The sequence below is a fragment of the Enterococcus sp. DIV0174 genome, assembly GCF_050529065.1.
Lineage (GTDB): Bacteria > Bacillota > Bacilli > Lactobacillales > Enterococcaceae > Enterococcus_B > Enterococcus_B thailandicus.
On sequence record NZ_CP172881.1, the window covers coordinates 350,286 to 367,152 of the forward strand.

The 16,867-nt window shown below is 35.9% G+C and carries 18 protein-coding genes; 13 read left to right on the top strand and 5 right to left on the bottom strand.

Annotated features, from left to right (window positions below; all coding sequences use genetic code 11):
- The first annotated feature begins 155 nt into the window (after positions 1 to 155).
- Positions 156 to 452 (top strand): hypothetical protein, encoded by a 297-nt coding sequence (locus IGJ93_RS01700; RefSeq protein ID WP_218658068.1) that lies wholly within the window; start codon positions 156 to 158, stop codon positions 450 to 452.
- A 104-nt stretch (positions 453 to 556) separates the two neighbouring features.
- On the opposite strand, the gene IGJ93_RS01705 is transcribed toward IGJ93_RS01700, so the two are convergent.
- Both IGJ93_RS01705 and IGJ93_RS01710 read right to left on the bottom strand, forming a co-directional pair.
- Positions 557 to 1,950, bottom strand: a protein-coding gene (locus IGJ93_RS01705) for an IS3 family transposase (protein WP_095803321.1) whose coding sequence is annotated in 2 segments (ribosomal slippage) — positions 557 to 1,410 and positions 1,410 to 1,950 — 1,395 coding nt in all. Because the reading frame shifts where the segments join, the coding sequence is not laid out codon by codon here.
- A 90-nt stretch (positions 1,951 to 2,040) separates the two neighbouring features.
- On the bottom strand, positions 2,041 to 4,377 hold the full coding sequence (locus IGJ93_RS01710; RefSeq protein WP_067481417.1) for an ATP-binding cassette domain-containing protein: 2,337 nt from the start codon (positions 4,375 to 4,377) through the stop codon (positions 2,041 to 2,043).
- A gap of 142 nt (positions 4,378 to 4,519) precedes the next feature.
- On the opposite strand from IGJ93_RS01710, the gene IGJ93_RS01715 reads away from it, so the two are divergent.
- Both IGJ93_RS01715 and IGJ93_RS01720 read left to right on the top strand, forming a co-directional pair.
- The gene (locus tag IGJ93_RS01715; RefSeq protein ID WP_067481415.1) at positions 4,520 to 5,194 is read left to right on the top strand and encodes a response regulator transcription factor; all 675 of its coding nucleotides are present in this window, start codon (positions 4,520 to 4,522) and stop codon (positions 5,192 to 5,194) included.
- Positions 5,191 to 6,255, top strand: coding sequence for a sensor histidine kinase (locus IGJ93_RS01720; RefSeq protein ID WP_071868619.1), 1,065 nt, complete (start codon positions 5,191 to 5,193; stop codon positions 6,253 to 6,255). The genes IGJ93_RS01715 and IGJ93_RS01720 overlap by 4 nt, the downstream gene beginning before the upstream one ends.
- A 242-nt stretch (positions 6,256 to 6,497) precedes the next feature.
- Here the strand turns inward: IGJ93_RS01720 and IGJ93_RS01725 are convergent, their stop codons facing one another.
- Positions 6,498 to 7,388, bottom strand: coding sequence for a LysR family transcriptional regulator (locus IGJ93_RS01725; protein ID WP_218658069.1), 891 nt, complete (start codon positions 7,386 to 7,388; stop codon positions 6,498 to 6,500).
- A gap of 156 nt (positions 7,389 to 7,544) precedes the next feature.
- Between IGJ93_RS01725 and IGJ93_RS01730 the strand changes: the two genes are divergently transcribed.
- Both IGJ93_RS01730 and IGJ93_RS01735 read left to right on the top strand, forming a co-directional pair.
- Positions 7,545 to 8,273 carry a DUF554 domain-containing protein gene (locus IGJ93_RS01730; RefSeq protein WP_218658070.1) on the top strand — a complete coding sequence of 243 codons (729 nt, stop codon included), beginning with the start codon at positions 7,545 to 7,547 and terminating at the stop codon, positions 8,271 to 8,273.
- A 121-nt stretch (positions 8,274 to 8,394) separates the two neighbouring features.
- Complete coding sequence (locus tag IGJ93_RS01735) at positions 8,395 to 8,754, top strand: hypothetical protein (RefSeq protein WP_285701804.1); 360 nt, start codon at positions 8,395 to 8,397, stop codon at positions 8,752 to 8,754.
- A 144-nt stretch (positions 8,755 to 8,898) separates the two neighbouring features.
- Here the strand turns inward: IGJ93_RS01735 and IGJ93_RS01740 are convergent, their stop codons facing one another.
- Both IGJ93_RS01740 and IGJ93_RS01745 read right to left on the bottom strand, forming a co-directional pair.
- Positions 8,899 to 9,486: a peptidylprolyl isomerase gene (locus IGJ93_RS01740; protein ID WP_258173300.1), complete on the bottom strand. Its 588-nt coding sequence runs from the start codon at positions 9,484 to 9,486 to the stop codon at positions 8,899 to 8,901.
- Between the two features lie 164 nt (positions 9,487 to 9,650).
- Positions 9,651 to 9,893, bottom strand: coding sequence for a hypothetical protein (locus IGJ93_RS01745; RefSeq protein ID WP_244897465.1), 243 nt, complete (start codon positions 9,891 to 9,893; stop codon positions 9,651 to 9,653).
- A 322-nt stretch (positions 9,894 to 10,215) separates the two neighbouring features.
- Here IGJ93_RS01745 and IGJ93_RS01750 point away from each other — a divergent pair, with 322 nt between their 5' ends.
- The 8 genes from IGJ93_RS01750 (at position 10,216) to IGJ93_RS01785 (ending at position 16,788) form a co-directional block, all read left to right on the top strand.
- Positions 10,216 to 10,533: a PadR family transcriptional regulator gene (locus IGJ93_RS01750; protein ID WP_067481404.1), complete on the top strand. Its 318-nt coding sequence runs from the start codon at positions 10,216 to 10,218 to the stop codon at positions 10,531 to 10,533.
- The gene (locus tag IGJ93_RS01755) at positions 10,526 to 11,152 is read left to right on the top strand and encodes a DUF1700 domain-containing protein (RefSeq protein WP_095803401.1); all 627 of its coding nucleotides are present in this window, start codon (positions 10,526 to 10,528) and stop codon (positions 11,150 to 11,152) included. Before IGJ93_RS01750 ends, IGJ93_RS01755 begins: the two co-directional genes overlap by 8 nt.
- A 5-nt stretch (positions 11,153 to 11,157) precedes the next feature.
- The gene (locus IGJ93_RS01760) at positions 11,158 to 12,090 is read left to right on the top strand and encodes a DUF4097 family beta strand repeat-containing protein (RefSeq protein WP_095803402.1); all 933 of its coding nucleotides are present in this window, start codon (positions 11,158 to 11,160) and stop codon (positions 12,088 to 12,090) included.
- A 137-nt stretch (positions 12,091 to 12,227) separates the two neighbouring features.
- Complete coding sequence (locus tag IGJ93_RS01765; RefSeq protein ID WP_067481398.1) at positions 12,228 to 12,716, top strand: DUF5348 domain-containing protein; 489 nt, start codon at positions 12,228 to 12,230, stop codon at positions 12,714 to 12,716.
- Positions 12,717 to 12,766: 50 nt separating this feature from the next.
- Positions 12,767 to 13,639 (top strand): SPFH domain-containing protein, encoded by an 873-nt coding sequence (locus IGJ93_RS01770; protein ID WP_067481510.1) that lies wholly within the window; start codon positions 12,767 to 12,769, stop codon positions 13,637 to 13,639.
- 201 nt (positions 13,640 to 13,840) lie between these two features.
- Positions 13,841 to 14,203, top strand: a complete 363-nt coding sequence (locus IGJ93_RS01775; protein WP_071868633.1) for a YxeA family protein — start codon at positions 13,841 to 13,843, stop codon at positions 14,201 to 14,203.
- Between the two features lie 8 nt (positions 14,204 to 14,211).
- Positions 14,212 to 14,964: an ABC transporter ATP-binding protein gene (locus tag IGJ93_RS01780; RefSeq protein ID WP_067481396.1), complete on the top strand. Its 753-nt coding sequence runs from the start codon at positions 14,212 to 14,214 to the stop codon at positions 14,962 to 14,964.
- A 12-nt stretch (positions 14,965 to 14,976) separates the two neighbouring features.
- A complete protein-coding gene (locus tag IGJ93_RS01785; RefSeq protein ID WP_067481394.1) occupies positions 14,977 to 16,788 on the top strand; it encodes an FtsX-like permease family protein in 1,812 nt (603 codons plus the stop codon).
- Positions 16,789 to 16,867: the final 79 nt, after the last annotated feature.

Below are 16,867 nucleotides of genomic sequence, written 5' to 3' on the forward strand. Positions count from 1 at the left end.
CCAACTGTTTAAAAAATAGGCTGGGACCTGTAAAGGTTCTAGTCTATTTTTTTGAGTGATTGTAGGAAGATTTCTAACGTGTTAAACTGGTGTAAGATAGCGCTTTCTTTTTTTGCGGTGTGGGGGATATCTGAAAAAAGATTGGAGGAGTAGTAATGGAAGAACAGATACCGAAAGCAATCAAAGTGGAAAATGTAGCCAATATTTTGAAAGTAGATTTTGAGAATGGTCAGACCAAATACCTAAAATCACACTGGGTTGAAGATCTCGGAGATGCTTTCAAACTAAACAGCAAAGGGGTACGTAAAAACCTTTTAGGAACAACGACAAATATGTGGATTGGGAGCAAAGCTGAAATTCGACCAGATGGAACGGTTGTGTTGAATGAAACCGATCGCTACACTGCAGAAGAACTTTGGCATAAGGGACAAGATAGTATTCCAAAGCTGTGAATAGTTGAAAAACAAATAAAAAAAGCAGTTGAAATCAGCGCTGATTGAAGTGAGACCCAATAGTTAGACCACATACCGACTAGAAAATCTGGTCGGTATTTTTATTATGCTGTTATTCGTTCTCGATACTGAACTGGGCTACAGCCAAGCCTCGTCTTAATTCGACGATGGTTGTAGTAATCAATCCAATCCTCAATTGCTTTTTTTAAGCTTTCAAGACTGGTATATTCAACACCATGATACATTTCTTGCTTTAATAAACCGAAGAAGTTTTCTATCAGTGAGTTGTCCAAACAGTTTCCCTTTCGGGACATGCTTTGAAAAATATTCTTATTTGATAATGGTTTTCTATATTGCTTCAACTGGTAAGCCCAACCTTGGTCAGAGTGGAATGTCCGACGATATGGACAATCTGCGGTGTAGTCAATCGCTTCTTTTTGAGCCTCAAGAATGGCCTTTAACGTTGGTGTCTCTGAAATTCGGTAAGACAAAATTTCCCCATTAAACATATCAAGGAACGGGTTAAGGTACAGTTTTTTGATTACGATTCCCTTCGTATTGTCCCTTTCGTAATACTTAAATTCAGAGGTATCTGTAGTGATTTTTTGATGTGGAACCGATGTATAAAAACGGCGATGAATACGATTTTTCGCCACTTGTCCAACCGTTCCTTTGTAAGAACAGTACTTACGAGATTTTCGTGTGAACTTCGCGCATTTCAGTCCAAGCTTACACATCAATCGGCGGATTTTCTTTTGGTTCACTTTTAGTCCACGCTCATTCAAGACAATTTGAATCCGACGATAGCCATAATTGCCATTGTTTTCTTCGAAAATTTCTGTAATCATTTTTTCTAATGCGGCGTCTGGATTTTCACGGTCAAAGCGCTGTTGCCAATACATATACGTTGCTTTAGGAAATTTCGTCGCTTCAAGGAGAATCCCTAATCGGAACTCTTTTCGGAGTTCGTGGATGATTCGTGCGTCTCGTTCTTGAGTCGATCCGGGATAGTCATCCCTAAAGCTCGGAGCTTTTTTATGAAGGCCAGTTCTGCACGAAGCAGTTCATTCTCTCGTTCCAGTTCCTGCTCGCGCGTCAATGGTTTCTTTGGTGTTTTCATCTTCTTTTTCTTTGTCATAGACGGTCTTCCTTTCGGTTTTGGTGAAAGACCTTCCATGCCTTCGCGTAGAAATACTTGATGCCAGTGCTGGAGTAGGTCTCCAGATGGCAATCCATAGTTCAACGCAACATCAAGGTAAGAGTCACCACTAGTCAAATAATAGTGTATGACATCTTGCTTGAATTGAGAAGAATAAGTTTGTTTGCCTTTCCTTCGATTTAGAGCGCTGAAGCCAAGTCGTTCAACAGTTTTTACCCATTTTTTTACAGTTGAATCTGCTGGAATATGAAAGCGACGAGCCAAGATTCCATAGCCACCTTCACCATTCTGATAAGCTTCGACGACGATTCTTTTAAACTCATAATCATATTTGACCACTAAAAAAACCCCTTAAGTTAGATTTTTGGGTCTAACTTAGGGGGCGCACTTCAGATTTCAACTGCTTTTTTGGTTGTAAATATAAGTTGGTTATTCAGCGCGTAAAGCAATAGCAGCATCTTTTTTAGCTGCCATACGAGCTGGAATGTGTCCGCCAAGCATTGTTAAAATAGTTGAAACAACTACTAAAATCAATGCGTGAACAGGGTTTAGTTGAGCAACATTTTTCAAATCAGTCATGCTATACAAGATACTGTTGATTGGGAATGTAGCTAACCAAGCAATCAAGATTCCTAAAATACCAGAAGAAATCCCTAAGATACAAGTTTCGGCATCAAAGACTCGAGTAATATCTTTTTTACGAGCACCCAGGGCTTTTAACACACCGATTTCTTTTGTTCGTTCAATTACTGAAGTATAGGTGATGATACTAATCATAATCATGCTTGTAACCAATGAAATTCCTGCAAAAGCGACTAATACATAAGTGATGGCATCCATCAATCCGCCAGTTAATTCAGTCATCGTACCCGCAAGGTCAGAATAGATGATTTTATCTTCTTCTGATTTCCCTTTGTTGTAGTCATCTAGATAATTAAGAACTTTATCTTTGTCTTCAAAGTTATTTGGATAAATCATAATACTTGATGGTAAGCTGTCGCCACCAAGATAACTAATAAATGTTTCTTTGGCAGAGGCATCTAGTTTTTCAGTGGTCATCACATTTGTATCACTGTCTCGTTGTGCTTTAACGATTTCAGAATCCTTGTTGTTATTCACGATTTGTGTTGTTAGCTGGTCGCTGTAAGCAATACCTGGAGATAAAAGATTCATTGTTGAAGAAGATTTCACACGTAAAATACCCGCGATTTTTAATTCTTCTGTTGAGTCATTGTACATTTTTTCATAGTCAGAATTTGGAATAAATGTTCCAGTTGGCAATTGTGAGTAGTAATCATTGTTGTTCACTAGTTTTAACGTTGTGCCAATAATTTGATCAAAATCAAATTTTTGATCTTCTTTCACATCAAAACCAAGATTTTTAAGTGCGTTGATATTTGTATTATTGTTTCCATCAACGATCAGAACGACATCAGTTGCTGCACTTGGATAATTACCCGCAAGTAGGGAATAGTTGTCTTTTAAAAAGTTTCCTTTATCAGCTGCTAATTGTGTTGGGAAAGTTGAGACCCCAACGCCAGTCATGGAAGCCATCGTACTTGAGAAAGAAAGTCCATCGTTGTCAGGGTTCGCATTTGAGAAGCTTACTGGTTGAGCTTTTCCATCAATTTCACGAAGCAAATTAATTCCTGTTGAGCGAGTAAAACCAATGTTATTGCTTAGATCAGGATCAATATCATTTACATAATCGACGTATTTTTGATCAATTTTATTTGTGTGTTGAGCTTTATCTTCATCGCTAGTTTTTGCGGTGATTGTTTTTTTGTTTGGATAGTCAGCTTTACTTGCGCCAAGTGCGGCAGAGTTATTTGTTTGACTAGTTGTAACTTTTGAAATCGTAATTGGGAATTTTGACATTGTTTCTGATTGTGTACTATCAATTTGTTTTTGGAAGCCAGTAGACAAGGCTAAGACGATCGCAATCCCAATAATCCCAATACTTGATGCAAAAGAGGTCAAAAATGTTCGCCCTTTTTTTGTTCGGATATTATTGAAAGAAAGTTTTAGGGCTGTCCAAAAACTCATTTTTGTTCGGCGCAAATTGAATTGATCATTTTTTGGTCGCTCAATATGTGGATGAGAGTCTGCCAAAATTTTTCCATCTGAAAATTCAATGATTCGATCAGCGTATTGATTAGCTAGTTCAGGGTTGTGTGTGACCATGATGACTAATTTTTCTTTAGAAAGTTCTCGAATCAATTCCATAATTTGGATACTTGTTTCGGTATCTAGCGCCCCAGTTGGTTCATCACATAATAAAATATCAGGATTATTTGCTAAAGCACGGGCAATTGCTACACGTTGCATTTGACCACCAGAAAGTTGATTTGGTTTTTTGTGCATGTGGGCAGAAAGGCCAACACGAACCAAAGCATCTTCTGCTTTTTTTCGTTTTTCTTCTTTAGGAACGCCACTTAAAGTCATCCCAAGTTCGACATTTTCAATAATTCCTAAATGTCCAATCAAGTTATAACTTTGGAAAACAAAACCAATCGAATTGTTACGGTAGGCATCCCAGTCACTATCTTTGAAATCTTTTGTTGATTTTCCGTTGATGACCATGTCGCCTGAATCATAATTATCTAATCCACCGATAACGTTCAACATAGTCGTTTTTCCAGAACCACTTGGACCGAGAATCGCGACGAATTCTTTTTGTCTAAAAGCAACGGAAACGCCGTCTAATGCTTTAGTTGTCGTTTCACCAACTTTATAATACTTTTTAATATCTTTTAGTTGTAGCATCTTCATCCTTCTCTCATTAAAAATATTCTGTATAATAACAACTATAACAGAATGATAGTAGAAGTATAATGAATGAATGTTAACTGAATATGAACTGAGTGAAACATTCAAGAAATTTTTTAGAAAAATGAGGAAAAGCGTAATGAACCGACTTTTAGTTGTTGAAGACGATGAAAATTTACAATTATTGTATCAATCGGTGTTAAAACGAGCTGGATTTTCTGTGATCCTCGCATTTAATGGCGAAGATGCGCTGAGAAAACTTGAAAATAATCATGTTGATTTGATTATTACCGATGTGATGATGCCAGCGATGGATGGCTATACACTATTGGATACTTTACGAGGAAGTAATATTGAAACGCCTGTATTAATTATTACTGCAAAGCATGCCTTTGAGGATAAGAAACGTGGGTTTCATTTGGGTGCAGATGATTACATGACGAAACCAGTGGATGTCAATGAAATGGTTTTGCGGGTAGAGGCTTTATTACGTCGAGCAAAAATCAATCATAGTCAACGTCTGATAATTGGCGAGACTTGTTTAGACCAAGAAACATACGAGGTGACATGCAAAGAGGATGCAATGATTTTACCGCAGAAAGAATTTTTATTATTGTATAAATTGTTATCCTATCCTAATAAAATCTTTACGCGCCAACAACTAATGGATGAGATTTGGGGGATTGACACGAATACGGAGGAACGAACGATCGATGTTCATGTGAAACGTTTGCGTACGCGTTTTGAGAACAACCAAGATTTTCAAATTGTGACGATTCGTGGACTCGGATATAAGGCGGTTATCAAAAAATGAAGAAAAAAATATTTTCTCAGCTCTGGATTTATTTTGCATTGATTGTCTTTTTGTCTATTTTAGTGACACTTGCTTGTTTTGTAGGATTAGTTTATTTACTGGCAAATCAACGCTCTTGGACACCGACAGAACGGCCAACGTTGTATCCAATCATGGTTTTAGCTGGCTTTAGTGCAGTAGTTGGTACAGGGATTTCTGCTTTTGTTGGTAGAGGGATCTTGTATCCGATTAGTGAACTACGAAAAAACATGAGCCAAGTAGCAAAGGGTGATTTTACAATTCAGATGAATGAACAACAAAAAGTAGCAGAAGTTCAGCAATTGTATCAAGATTTTAATGTGATGGTACAAGAATTAAATAGTATCGAAACTTTACGTAATGATTTTGTTTCCAATGTTTCACATGAATTCAAGACGCCTTTGTCAACCATTCAAGGATATGTCCAATTATTACAAAATCCTGACCTCTCAGGTGAGGAACGACAGGTATTTTTACAACGAATCATTGAAGGAATCACGCAACTTTCGCAATTAACAGAAAATGTTTTGAAATTAAATAAGCTAGAAAACCAACATACATTGATGGAGAAAAAAGAATTTCGTTTGGACGAACAAATTCGAGAAGTGATTTTATTTTTACAACCAAAATGGGAAAAGGAACAGTTGCAGTTGGATATCCAAATGGAAAAAGTGAAGTATTTTGGAAATGAAGAACTCTTGTATCAAGTTTGGCTAAATATTATGGATAATGCTATCAAATATAATCTTCCTACTGGCAAAATTTCAGTAAAACTAGCGCAAACAAAGGAAGAAGTCGTGCTAGAAGTGACAGATTCTGGGATTGGAATGAATGAAGGAACTGTGACAAAAATTTTTGATAAGTTCTATCAAGGTGATACGAGCCATCAAAATGCAGGGAATGGTTTGGGTCTTTCACTAGTAAAGAAAATTTTAGAATTGCATCAGGGTCGGATTGATTATAGCAGTATTGAAAATGTGGGGACAACGGTGATGATACGTTTGGAGAATACCGAGAAAAAGGTTGTGGCGCAAAGCGTTTAGCTTCAAGTAATAAGAATGCTTTTCTAAAAATAGCTCTCTCTATTTTTATGAAAAGAGGATTTATTGCCAAGGGAACTACTTTGGCAACACAGAAGGTTGTGGCACAAAATGCTTAGCTCCGAACAGATAGCGCACATGGTACAAAAGAGTTAACCAAAAAAGCTCCTCATGATTTTTTATATCAGAGAAGCGAAGAAAAGATACATTATTTTATACAGTTTTTTAGAAATTGAACAAGAAAGTTAACTTCTAAGAAGCTGTATATTTTGTTTTAAGTATTTCCAAAACGTATTTGAGGCTAAAGAATGTTCACCTTGTTTTCTAGCAAATGCCAGAAAACTTTCTCTGTTTGGTGTGATGGGAACGAGTACTGTATCTTCCTTTAATAGATAATTAACCGTTTTTTCCATCACAATCGAGATGCCCATATCGTTTGCGATCATGTTGAGAATCAAGTCCATTCGAGAACCGTTATAGACAATGTTAGGCTCAAACCCAACTTCGTGGCAAAGATCAATTACGGGCTGATAAAGATTGGTCTGTTGTCCGAGTAATAAAAAGGATTCGTCTTTTAGTTCGCGCAAATTTAATTTTTTAGCTTGTGCTAAAGGATGATGAGCTGGAAGTACGGCAACAAAATAATCTTTTTCGGTTGGAAGCCATTCAAAATTTGCCGGTGGCTCATGAAAATTTCGACCAAAAATAATTGAGTCAGTTTGCTCAGTTGAATAATAGGGGACTTCTGCACTTTCAACCTCTTTAAGTTGAATTGAAAATTCTGGATGAAGTTTCAAAAATTGGGTGATGTGACGAAAGCCAGCATAATGAGTCATAGTAGGTATGGTTAAAATGCTTAAAGAAAGATTTTGCTTTTTTGTATGCGTTTCTAGTACATCGTTCATCTCTTGATATTGTTCGACAATTTTTTTTGCATATGGTAGAAGGAGTTTAGCGGCTTCAGTTAACTCGATTTTTCGATGTGTACGATCAAAGAGTTGAACGTCCAGTTCTTTTTCTAAAGCAATGATTTGTTTGGAAATGGTTCCTTGTGTCGTGAAAAGGTGTTCTGCTGTTTTAGTAAAGCTTAATGTTTTTGTTAGATCAAGAAAGACAACAAGTTTTTGAATATTCAAGGAATCCTCTCCTAACTATTCCGTTTACGAATACTTTAACATGAAATTTGAATTGGTTGAATAAAAAAACTTTGATAGACTAAAAAATGCAGCGAAAAGGAACGCTTTTTTGATAAAAGGTAAATGAAGAGCGTTAAAGTCGAAGGGAGTTTTTTTATGCCAACTGGAGTATTGATCAACGTCGGAACAGTCTTTTTTGGCGGACTGTTTGGAGGTTTTTTAGGAGAGAAGCTAAGTAATCGATTTAAAACACAATTGATGATGGTATTTGGTGTCTGTTCAATGGGAATGGGAATTTATTCGATGGGTCCGATGAAAAATATGCCACCTGTCATTTTTGCTTTAGTGATTGGAACAGTGATTGGGCTAGTCATTCATCTGGGCGAGCGAATCGATCAAGGTGCAAATCTGATGCAAAAGCCAATTTCAAAGTTATTTCCTAGTGAAAATTTGGGTTTATCTCATGAAGAGTTCATTAACACGTTAGTCACGGTGATTGTATTGTTTTGTGCAAGTGGGATGGGGATTTACGGAAGTATTGATTCAGGAATGACCGGAGATAATACGATTTTGATTTCAAAATCAGTTTTAGATTTTTTTACAGCAACGATTTTTGCTTGTAATTTAGGATTTGTAGTTTCCGTCGTTGCAATACCACAATTTATTATTTTTTATGCTTTGTTTTTATTAGCAAAATTCATTTTCCCGATGACCACGCCAGCAATGATTTTGGATTTCAAGGCTTGCGGTGGCTTCTTGATGCTTGCGACGGGTTTTCGAATGATCCATGTCAAGATGTTTCCAGTTGCTGATATGATTCCAGCGATGATTGTAGTGATGCCACTTAGTTGGTTGTGGACGAATATCATTTTGCCACTGCTCTAAAATCTAAAATCAATAAACAATTACAGTAAGAGAGCGCAACTATAACAAATCTAACTTATTTTAAAGTTAAGTGTCCTCAATTCTACACACATCCTATCAGATGAAACTAGAGTTTGTGCCGGTGGCTAGCCAATCAAAAGTGAGAAGAAGCAAAGGTGCGTATTTCCTTGATTCAGAGAAAGGAAATACTTTTTTACCAGTTGAATCAGCTTTAGAGCTAATCGTCGGTTTTTGTGTATTCATCGCGACAATCATTTTTGGCATCTTAGCTTGGCTAACCAAAATAAAAAAGGAACCAGTCCTCAACCGCGAACATAGAGTGGCTGATTATTTTTTTATTGCTGAACTTGTTGCTGTCTTACATAGTGTTATTGAAGACCGCGATAAAGATAGTTATTTCCAAGAAATAAGAAGGACTATCCGAAAAGAGTTTCACCTATTTTTGAGCTGGTTTGAGTTATTTCCGAAGGAGTTGCTCTGAGAATAACGTTTATTCGTAAAAAGGGTCGTGACATAAATTCTGTCACGACCCTTTTTTACAAGAAATCTTTAGTTGAAAAACTAAAAGTAATTGTTTTCAGTGCGTTGTTGTATACGGAAATCAATTCTTGAATGTTAAGACTGTTTATTTTTTTGTAGCTGTTGTTTCTTCTTTATCAGGTACTTCTTTTGTGAATGACTGTAAGCTATTTTCAAAGTCTTTATCTTTAATTTTGACATTAGCATTTTTTAACTCTTTGCTGATTGTTGCTTTGATAAATTCAGGATCAGCTAATTTAGCTTTTGTTCCGATTTCTTTTAACTCATCTAAATAGTGGCTTTTGTCAGTTCCTTTGTCTTGATTTTTAAGCATTTTAACAAGGTAATATTCTTTCGCCATTGTTTTTGGATTGGTTGCCGTAATTAGATTTGAGACTTCACCGTCTTTTAACTTGAAGCTTGCATTCTTTACTTCGTTTGCAATCGTTTCGGTTCCGGAGTCAAAGGTCTTTTTTCCTTCATCGTTTTTTACATTTGGTTCTATGGATTTTTCTTTTGCTAATTCAGAAAAATCTCCGTCAGCAGCTAAAGCCTTTTTCACTTCGTTGGCATCCGTTTCACTACGTAACTGAATAAGTTGCGTTTTTACTTCTGGATGGAAGGACGCCCACAATTTTTGTAGATCCTCATCTTTTAGTTCGACATTTTTTTCTAGTCCTTTTTTGTATGCCAATTGTTGTCTAATTTCTTCTTTAAATGTTTTCTCAGTAAAGCCAGCTTGCTTTAGCTGTGCTTCAAAATAGTCACCTAAACTGTCTTTTGTTTTATCAAATTCAGCGTCAATTTCTTTGGTAGATAAGGTAGCCCCATACTTATTGTCGAAGATTTGATAAACAACTAACTGCTGAACAGCTGCATCAGCTCCTTGAATTTTTTTAAATGATTAAAAATGTCTTTTTCTGAGATAGTTCCACCTTTGAAACTAATAGCCGTTTGGTTTTCGGGATTCGCTGTGCAGGCAGCCAAGAAGAACAGGCTGATGAAGATAGGTAGGAATAAGCTTGTTTTTTTCACGGAATAATGTCCTCCAAATTTTTTAGTGAAGGCAGGAAGTGAATTAGGAACTAGAGAATGATTCATTTTTTATGCTTCCTCTTCAACTAAGTAGTTATAAATAAATGCTCATTTCGACCGTACCATTAAAAGTTAGCATAAACCACTTTCAATTTTGTAATGTAGCTTTGAAGGTTGTCTCTTGAAAAATTTTTTTGTAGACAATTTTTTGTGATCAAGAAGTTACATGACGAATGAAGAAATGTGTATCACTATATTTCTTGAGAGCAAGATTCTTCTGCGCTCGGATGTTGTTTTTCTCAAATAAACTTTATGATCTATTGTCTTAACTATATTATATATGATATAATATAGTGGAATTAAAAATATTGTAAAAGAAGGTGGCGCTATGCATATTCAAATTCCAACGGTTCTTCTTGATGGAACTGTGTTAGCAGCATTAAGCCGAGAAGATATGTATGGATACGCACTAACAAAAATTGTGCAAGAAAGTTTATCAATTAGTGAATCTACCATGTATCCCGTGTTAAGAAGGTTGAAACAAGAAGGGTATCTAGAAACCTATGATGAACCATTCGAAGGTCGAAATCGAAGATATTATCGTTTAACACCAATCGGACATACACATTTGGAAGAAATTATTGATGAATGGATTGTTTTTCGAGACTCTTTAGATCGGTTATTGGAGGATAATAGACATGAATGAATACTTAAGTGAGGTCTTAAATGAACTTCAAGAAATTCCTGAAGCTGACCGTTTTGATTTGATCCAATATTACGAAGAATATTTTTTGGATTCAGGTAAGACAGTTGATGAAATTTTAGAAGAATATGGTACACCTAAACAGTTTGCGTTGAAGTTAAAAATCAATTATTTTTCGGAAGCAGATGATTTAGGGCAAGAAGAGGTACAACAAAGTAGTCCAAAAAGACAAATGCGTTTGATTTGGTTAATTGTACTTGGATTATTTGCATCGCCAATCTTGATTCCATTAGCATTGTTATTTGTTGCTGTATTGGTTGGTTTGATCATCGCATTATTCGCAGTTATTTTTAGTATCTATGTTGTTTGTATTGTGATTTTAGGAGTAGGCGTGGTTATGACGTTAGCAGGACTGATGGTTTTGGGACAATCGATTGTCAGTGGCTTATTCTTCGTTGGACTAGGTTTGTTTGCGACTGGTGCAGCCATCTTTTTCACTCCGATTTTAGTGAGAGTAACAAAATGGTTAGCCCAGTTGATTATGCGTTTTGTTAAATGGGTCGGCCGTCGGTTTGTTACTAGACGTGGTCTTCATCCAACACATGATGGGAATGAGAGGTGAGTAAAATGAAACTAAAACACTTTTTATTGATTGGTACAGGTTTTATGTTATTTGGTGGAATTCTGGTAGCAGGAACGTACACTGCAGGAGCACAAAAAACAATCGTTTGGGAAAATGGACCTAAACTATTGGATATGAAAGAACATACGGAAAAATTTAAGGCGAATGAAATCAAAAACTTAGTTATCCAAGCAGAAAATCAAGAGATCAATATCAGACAAGGATTGGATTTTGAAGTTACGACGCAATATGAAAAGTCGGATGAACCAAAAGTTGTTCTCAAAGATCAAACTCTGTCGATTCGAGCAAAAGGAAAACAAGAATATCCAATGCAAATTAGTTTAGAAGATACTCATCCAGAAATAACAATTACGGTACCAAAAGAAATCTCATTAAGTGATATTACGATTGAAAGCAGCAATAATCGCTTAACGATGACAGATATTACAACTAAAAATTTAGCGGTTGACTCATATTCAGATAGCTGGTTGAGTTTTATTGGTTTAAAAACAGATTCAGTGACAGTCAAAGACCGATTTAGCTCTGTTGATTTCAGTCGATTAAAGGCTAAAAAAGGAAACTTTACTGGTGAGGGAAGTAATTTTTACTTTTATGATAGTGCGTTGACAGACTCAAGTACGATTGTTGTTAAAAATGGTTCTGTTCGATTGAATGACGTCGATGTTCCTGGGTATCAATTGACACTTGCGGGAGATTCAACTTTCCAAGTAAACAATGAAACACGTGAAGGCTCTTCTTTTGAAAAAGGAAATTCGAAAAAAGGACTAACGATTGAAGGTAAAGATACATTTATTGAATGGATGGATGAAAAATACCAAAATTCGATGAGTGAACAGATGGACGAAATGGATGACATGGACGATATGGGGGATCATATGGATCACATGGATAGCCATATGGAAGATGAAACTGAATAGAATTTCCGAAAAATGGTATTGAGACAGTTTTTTTGTTTCAATATCATTTTTTGTTTCGCTTAAGTTGTTTTCTTATAGTAAGATAGGTATAGACAAATGAGATGTTGAAACTTAGCAAAAGAATTAGGGTGGGGAAAATGAAAACAGAAGATGTTCAGCGAGAACAACTACGAGAAAAAATGCTTGAGTTACATGCGCAATTAAAATCATTGAACGAATTGTATTATGATGATGACAATGAAAAAGTAGCGATTGAGTATCCCAAAAATTCAGAAGGCCGTCAGTTAGAACAAGTACATAATGAAATGTTTCGCCATTTAATGAAAGTGAAAAAGGAGATGGATTATTACTCTTTGCCAATCACGGATACTGGTGTTTTACAATATGATGCTAGTAAAGAACGCTTTATTTTTAAGTCTGTCCGAAAAAATATTGTTCTCAATGCGGGAATGGATTTGGAAATTTTAGTTGAAGATTACTTTACAGAACAAAAACACTGGGTCAGAACTCGATTGGAGTATTTGCCGAAAGCTGCTGGCGGAACGCACTCAACGGGGTGGTTCATCAGCGAAGATAAAGATTTGGAATTAGAAGGTGCATTAGCAAGACTGAGAATAACGGAATAGTCAGTAAAGAAAGTTGATGCTATTGTGCAGAAGGAGGAGAGATTTTGAAAATGAATGAGAAAAAAGCACTCTATATCAATGGGTATATTGGCTTAGTTGGTGTCATTGTTTTAGCAATCATGGGTGCCATTTTATTCTATTTTGGAACGGTAGCAACTAGTCCAGCATTAATAATTATGAGTGTCATTTTGTGGGGAATTGCTTGTTTATTAGTTAGTTCAGCAACTGTGGTCAGTCCAAATCAATCAAAAGCTATTTTGCTTTTTGGTAATTATTTAGGAACAATTAAAGAGAATGGTTTTTTTCTAACGGTTCCGTTAACCAATAAAATCAACGTATCACTTAAAGTTCGAAATTTTAACAGTTCTGTTTTAAAAGTAAATGACTTAGATGGAAATCCAATTGAGATTTCTGCTGTTGTCGTTTTTAAAGTAGTCGATACGGCGAAAGCTTTGTTTGATGTTGCTTATTATCAAGACTTTGTGGAAATCCAAAGTGAAACAGCTGTTCGTCATATTGCAAGTCAATATCCATATGATACTTTCAATGATACTGATATTACTTTACGTGGAAATACGACCGAAGTTTCAGATAAATTAGCAACAGAACTTCAAGAACGTCTAGCTGTTGCCGGAGTTGAAGTCATCGAAGCACGATTGAATCATTTAGCTTATGCGACTGAAATTGCGAGTGCCATGTTGCAAAGACAGCAAGCAAAAGCAATTCTTTCTGCACGTCAGACAATCGTTGAAGGTGCGGTAACAATGACTCAAATGGCACTGGAACAAATTGAAGCGGGTCAAGAAATCAACTTTACGGACGACCGAAAAGTTCAACTAATCAATAACTTGTTAGTCTCGATTATTACGGATAAAGGAACGCAGCCGGTGATTAACACAGGGGATTTAACTGACCGAAAATAAACAATGATTGAAAGTAAAAAAAAAAGAGAGTGGGGCGGTTTGCCTCACTCTCTTTTATTTGAAGAAAGTTCATTATCAGGTCGAAAGGCCTTCTTTGACACGTGCTAACAATATTGAAAGATGACTGATAGAGGAATCTAAGGCATGTTCGTTTCTTTTTTTCTATACTTAGTTCATCAAGTTAAAAGAGAGGGCAAAATGATGAAAAAATTTCTGATTGGCTTATTGATTGTCGCTGGTATCGGAGTCGCTGGTTTGAAAATAGCGGATGCCGTAGTTTTAGGTGGCGATGACTATTATGTACAAATTACGACAAACGGTGAAAAATTAGTTCAAAAAGATGATAAAAATCAAGAAGTGATTACTTATCAATACACTTTGCCGGGCTTTAACAAAGAAGGCGCAGAAAAAGAATTAGAATTTCAAGGGATGCAAACACGTCCGTTGCGAAAAAATGCGTATCTTAAAGTAGTCTGGAATAAAAATAAAGGTGTAACTGGTTATGAAGAAGTTGAAAAATCAGCAATACCTAAAGCAGCACAAGAAAAATTAACTAAAGGGTAGGCGCAAAAATGGAAAAAATTGTTGAAATTCAAGATGTAACAAAAGTATATGGGAAAAATAATGAAAAGAAAACAACAGCTTTAGATGGCATTTCATTTTCAGTAGAAAAAGGTGAATTTATCGGAATCATGGGAGCATCTGGTTCTGGTAAATCAACTTTGTTGAATATTTTATCTACTTTAGATAAACCAACAGATGGTCACATTCGAATCAATCAAAAAGATGTGACTACTTTAAAAGGGAATCAACTAGCTGATTTTCGTGCCAAAGAAATTGGATTTATTTTCCAAGACTTCAATTTATTGGAAAACTTAACAGCACAAGAAAATATTGCAGTACCATTATCTTTGCAAGGTGTTCGTCCAAAAGAAATCAAGCAAAGAGTCAAACAAATTGCAGAACGTTTATCAATCAGCCATATTTTAGACAGCTATCCTTCAGCTATTTCTGGTGGACAAAAACAACGTGTAGCGGCTGCTAGAGCATTGATTACCCAACCAACGATTCTATTAGGTGACGAGCCAACCGGAGCGTTAGATTCCAAGAGTGCGCGGGATCTATTAGATACAATGGATGAATTGAACCAAAAAGATAACGTTTCTATTTTACTCGTAACACATGATCCTTTTTCAGCAAGTTATTGTCAACGAATTTTATTTATCAAAGATGGCGGAATCCATCAAGAAGTTAAACGAGGCGATCAAAGTCGTGAAGCATTTTATCGTCAAATTTTAACTATCCTAGGAAATTTGGAACAGTAAGGGGGAGAGAATATGCTTTGGAAACTATCACTTACTGGTATTAAGAGTCGCTTGCGAGATTATCTTGTCCTATTTTCAGGATTAGTTATGGCATCAGCAATTTTTTACATGTTTGAGTCAATGGCAAGTAATGAAGCCTTTCTAACAAGTAATTCAACGATTTCATCAACAGTCATTATCTTTCGACTAGGCTCAGTATTATTGAGTATTATCACTTTTGTCTATATCCTGTATGCTAATTCATTTTTGATGACGATGCGTCAAAAAGATTATGCGATGTTTATGATGCTAGGTGCTAAGGGTCGAAAAATTGCGCAAATGATTTTTTCAGAAACCTTTATTGTGGGGATTTTGGCAACATTGGTTGGCTCAGTTGTTGGAATGGGATTGACTAGTATTGTTAGTCATTTATTAGTCCAACAATTAAATATAAAAATCTCTCATTTTTCACCATTTAGCGTTCATGGATTGTTGATTACGATTGTGTTCTTCTCTATTTTATTTTTATTAGCAGCCATTGTTAATGCATTTTCAATCGTTAAAAAACCAATCTTAACATTGATTCGTGCGGATCAAACTCCGACACAAATGAAGCAACATAAGTTTTTATTTTTCCTTGAAGTTGTGTTGGGGATTGCCAGCTTAACATGTGGCTATTACATGATGCAAAACTTAGAAAAATTCCAGTTGTTTGGAATCGTCATTGCTTTGGTTACGATTGTTTTAGGGACGTATTTTATTTTCCATTCGGTCATTATCTTCTGTTTATCATTACTGAAAAAAGCAGATGGTATCGCATTAAGAAAGCTGAATAATTTTACTTTATCACAGTTAAGTTTTCGAATTCGCGAATATACACAAATGCTTTCGATGGTAGCAATGTTGTTTGCTTTAGCATTAGGTGCGCTCACTGTCGGTTTGGGCTTCAAAAATGAAATTTCAAAAATGACAAATAGCTTTACTGTTTATGATGTCGTGTTGAACAACGCGCAAAAAATTGATCAACAAGAGGTTGCAAAACTAGATCCTAAAGTGAATGCTTCTTATACGCAAAAAGAAGATGAACAAACCATTTACTATCTTTCTGAACAATTTGAGCAAACGCCATTTATTGTGAAAGAAGGAATGAATGGCGATAGAAATATCAAACCAAAGAACAAAGAAATTACAGCAACACAATTGGCTCAAGAGCTTACTTTACAAGATAGTTTACGGGAGTATGAGTTGCCTGAACAGCAACCGAAAGAAATAAAATTGGTTTCACAAGAAGAATTCAGTCAGTTGAATTTACCTGAAACGACTTTACAACTTATTCAAGTAACAGATTTTGACAAGCAATTGAGTAACCTTGAAAAACTGGTAGCGGAAAATAAAGCAAATAATGAAGAACTAAAAAACGTTGACTACAGCTTTACGCAAAAAGCAGATGTTTACAATACGTTTAACAGTATGTTTTCAGGATTTGAATTTATGGGCTTCTTCTTAGGCTTAGCTTTCTTGACAATGTTAGCAAGTTGTTTGATGTTCAAGATTCTTTCTGGAAGTAAGAGCGATCAAGTGCGTTATGAAATGTTACAAAAAATTGGTACACGTCAAGGGTTACTAACACAATCGATTCGCCGAGAAATTGGTGTCTTATTCTTAGCACCAGGACTTTTAGGTGTCGTTCACGTCCTATTCGGCTTACAAATGTTCAAATTATTGATGAGTGATCCTTACGATAATTTGTGGTTGCCATTTACAATTTTCTTTGTCTTATACTTTGTTTATTATGTAATAACGACATGGTTGTATACGGGAATCGTATTGAAAAAGAAAGCATAAAAAACAGGAAGAGGACTAACATGCGCGCGCATGTTAGTCCTCTATTTTTTGCGGATTTGCTTTCTGACCTAAAAAAAAC

Excerpts from the sequence above, each read along its gene's own strand:
- IGJ93_RS01700 (WP_218658068.1), top strand. The coding sequence starts at position 156 with ATGGAAGAACAGATACCGAAAGCAATCAAAGTGGAAAATGTAGCCAAT.
- IGJ93_RS01710 (WP_067481417.1), bottom strand. The coding sequence starts at position 4,377 with ATGCTACAACTAAAAGATATTAAAAAGTATTATAAAGTTGGTGAAACG.
- IGJ93_RS01715 (WP_067481415.1), top strand. The coding sequence starts at position 4,520 with ATGAACCGACTTTTAGTTGTTGAAGACGATGAAAATTTACAATTATTG.
- IGJ93_RS01720 (WP_071868619.1), top strand. The coding sequence starts at position 5,191 with ATGAAGAAAAAAATATTTTCTCAGCTCTGGATTTATTTTGCATTGATT.
- IGJ93_RS01730 (WP_218658070.1), top strand. The coding sequence starts at position 7,545 with ATGCCAACTGGAGTATTGATCAACGTCGGAACAGTCTTTTTTGGCGGA.
- IGJ93_RS01745 (WP_244897465.1), bottom strand. The coding sequence starts at position 9,893 with ATGAATCATTCTCTAGTTCCTAATTCACTTCCTGCCTTCACTAAAAAA.
- IGJ93_RS01750 (WP_067481404.1), top strand. The coding sequence starts at position 10,216 with ATGCATATTCAAATTCCAACGGTTCTTCTTGATGGAACTGTGTTAGCA.
- IGJ93_RS01755 (WP_095803401.1), top strand. The coding sequence starts at position 10,526 with ATGAATGAATACTTAAGTGAGGTCTTAAATGAACTTCAAGAAATTCCT.
- IGJ93_RS01760 (WP_095803402.1), top strand. The coding sequence starts at position 11,158 with ATGAAACTAAAACACTTTTTATTGATTGGTACAGGTTTTATGTTATTT.
- IGJ93_RS01765 (WP_067481398.1), top strand. The coding sequence starts at position 12,228 with ATGAAAACAGAAGATGTTCAGCGAGAACAACTACGAGAAAAAATGCTT.
- IGJ93_RS01770 (WP_067481510.1), top strand. The coding sequence starts at position 12,767 with ATGAATGAGAAAAAAGCACTCTATATCAATGGGTATATTGGCTTAGTT.
- IGJ93_RS01775 (WP_071868633.1), top strand. The coding sequence starts at position 13,841 with ATGAAAAAATTTCTGATTGGCTTATTGATTGTCGCTGGTATCGGAGTC.
- IGJ93_RS01780 (WP_067481396.1), top strand. The coding sequence starts at position 14,212 with ATGGAAAAAATTGTTGAAATTCAAGATGTAACAAAAGTATATGGGAAA.
- IGJ93_RS01785 (WP_067481394.1), top strand. The coding sequence starts at position 14,977 with ATGCTTTGGAAACTATCACTTACTGGTATTAAGAGTCGCTTGCGAGAT.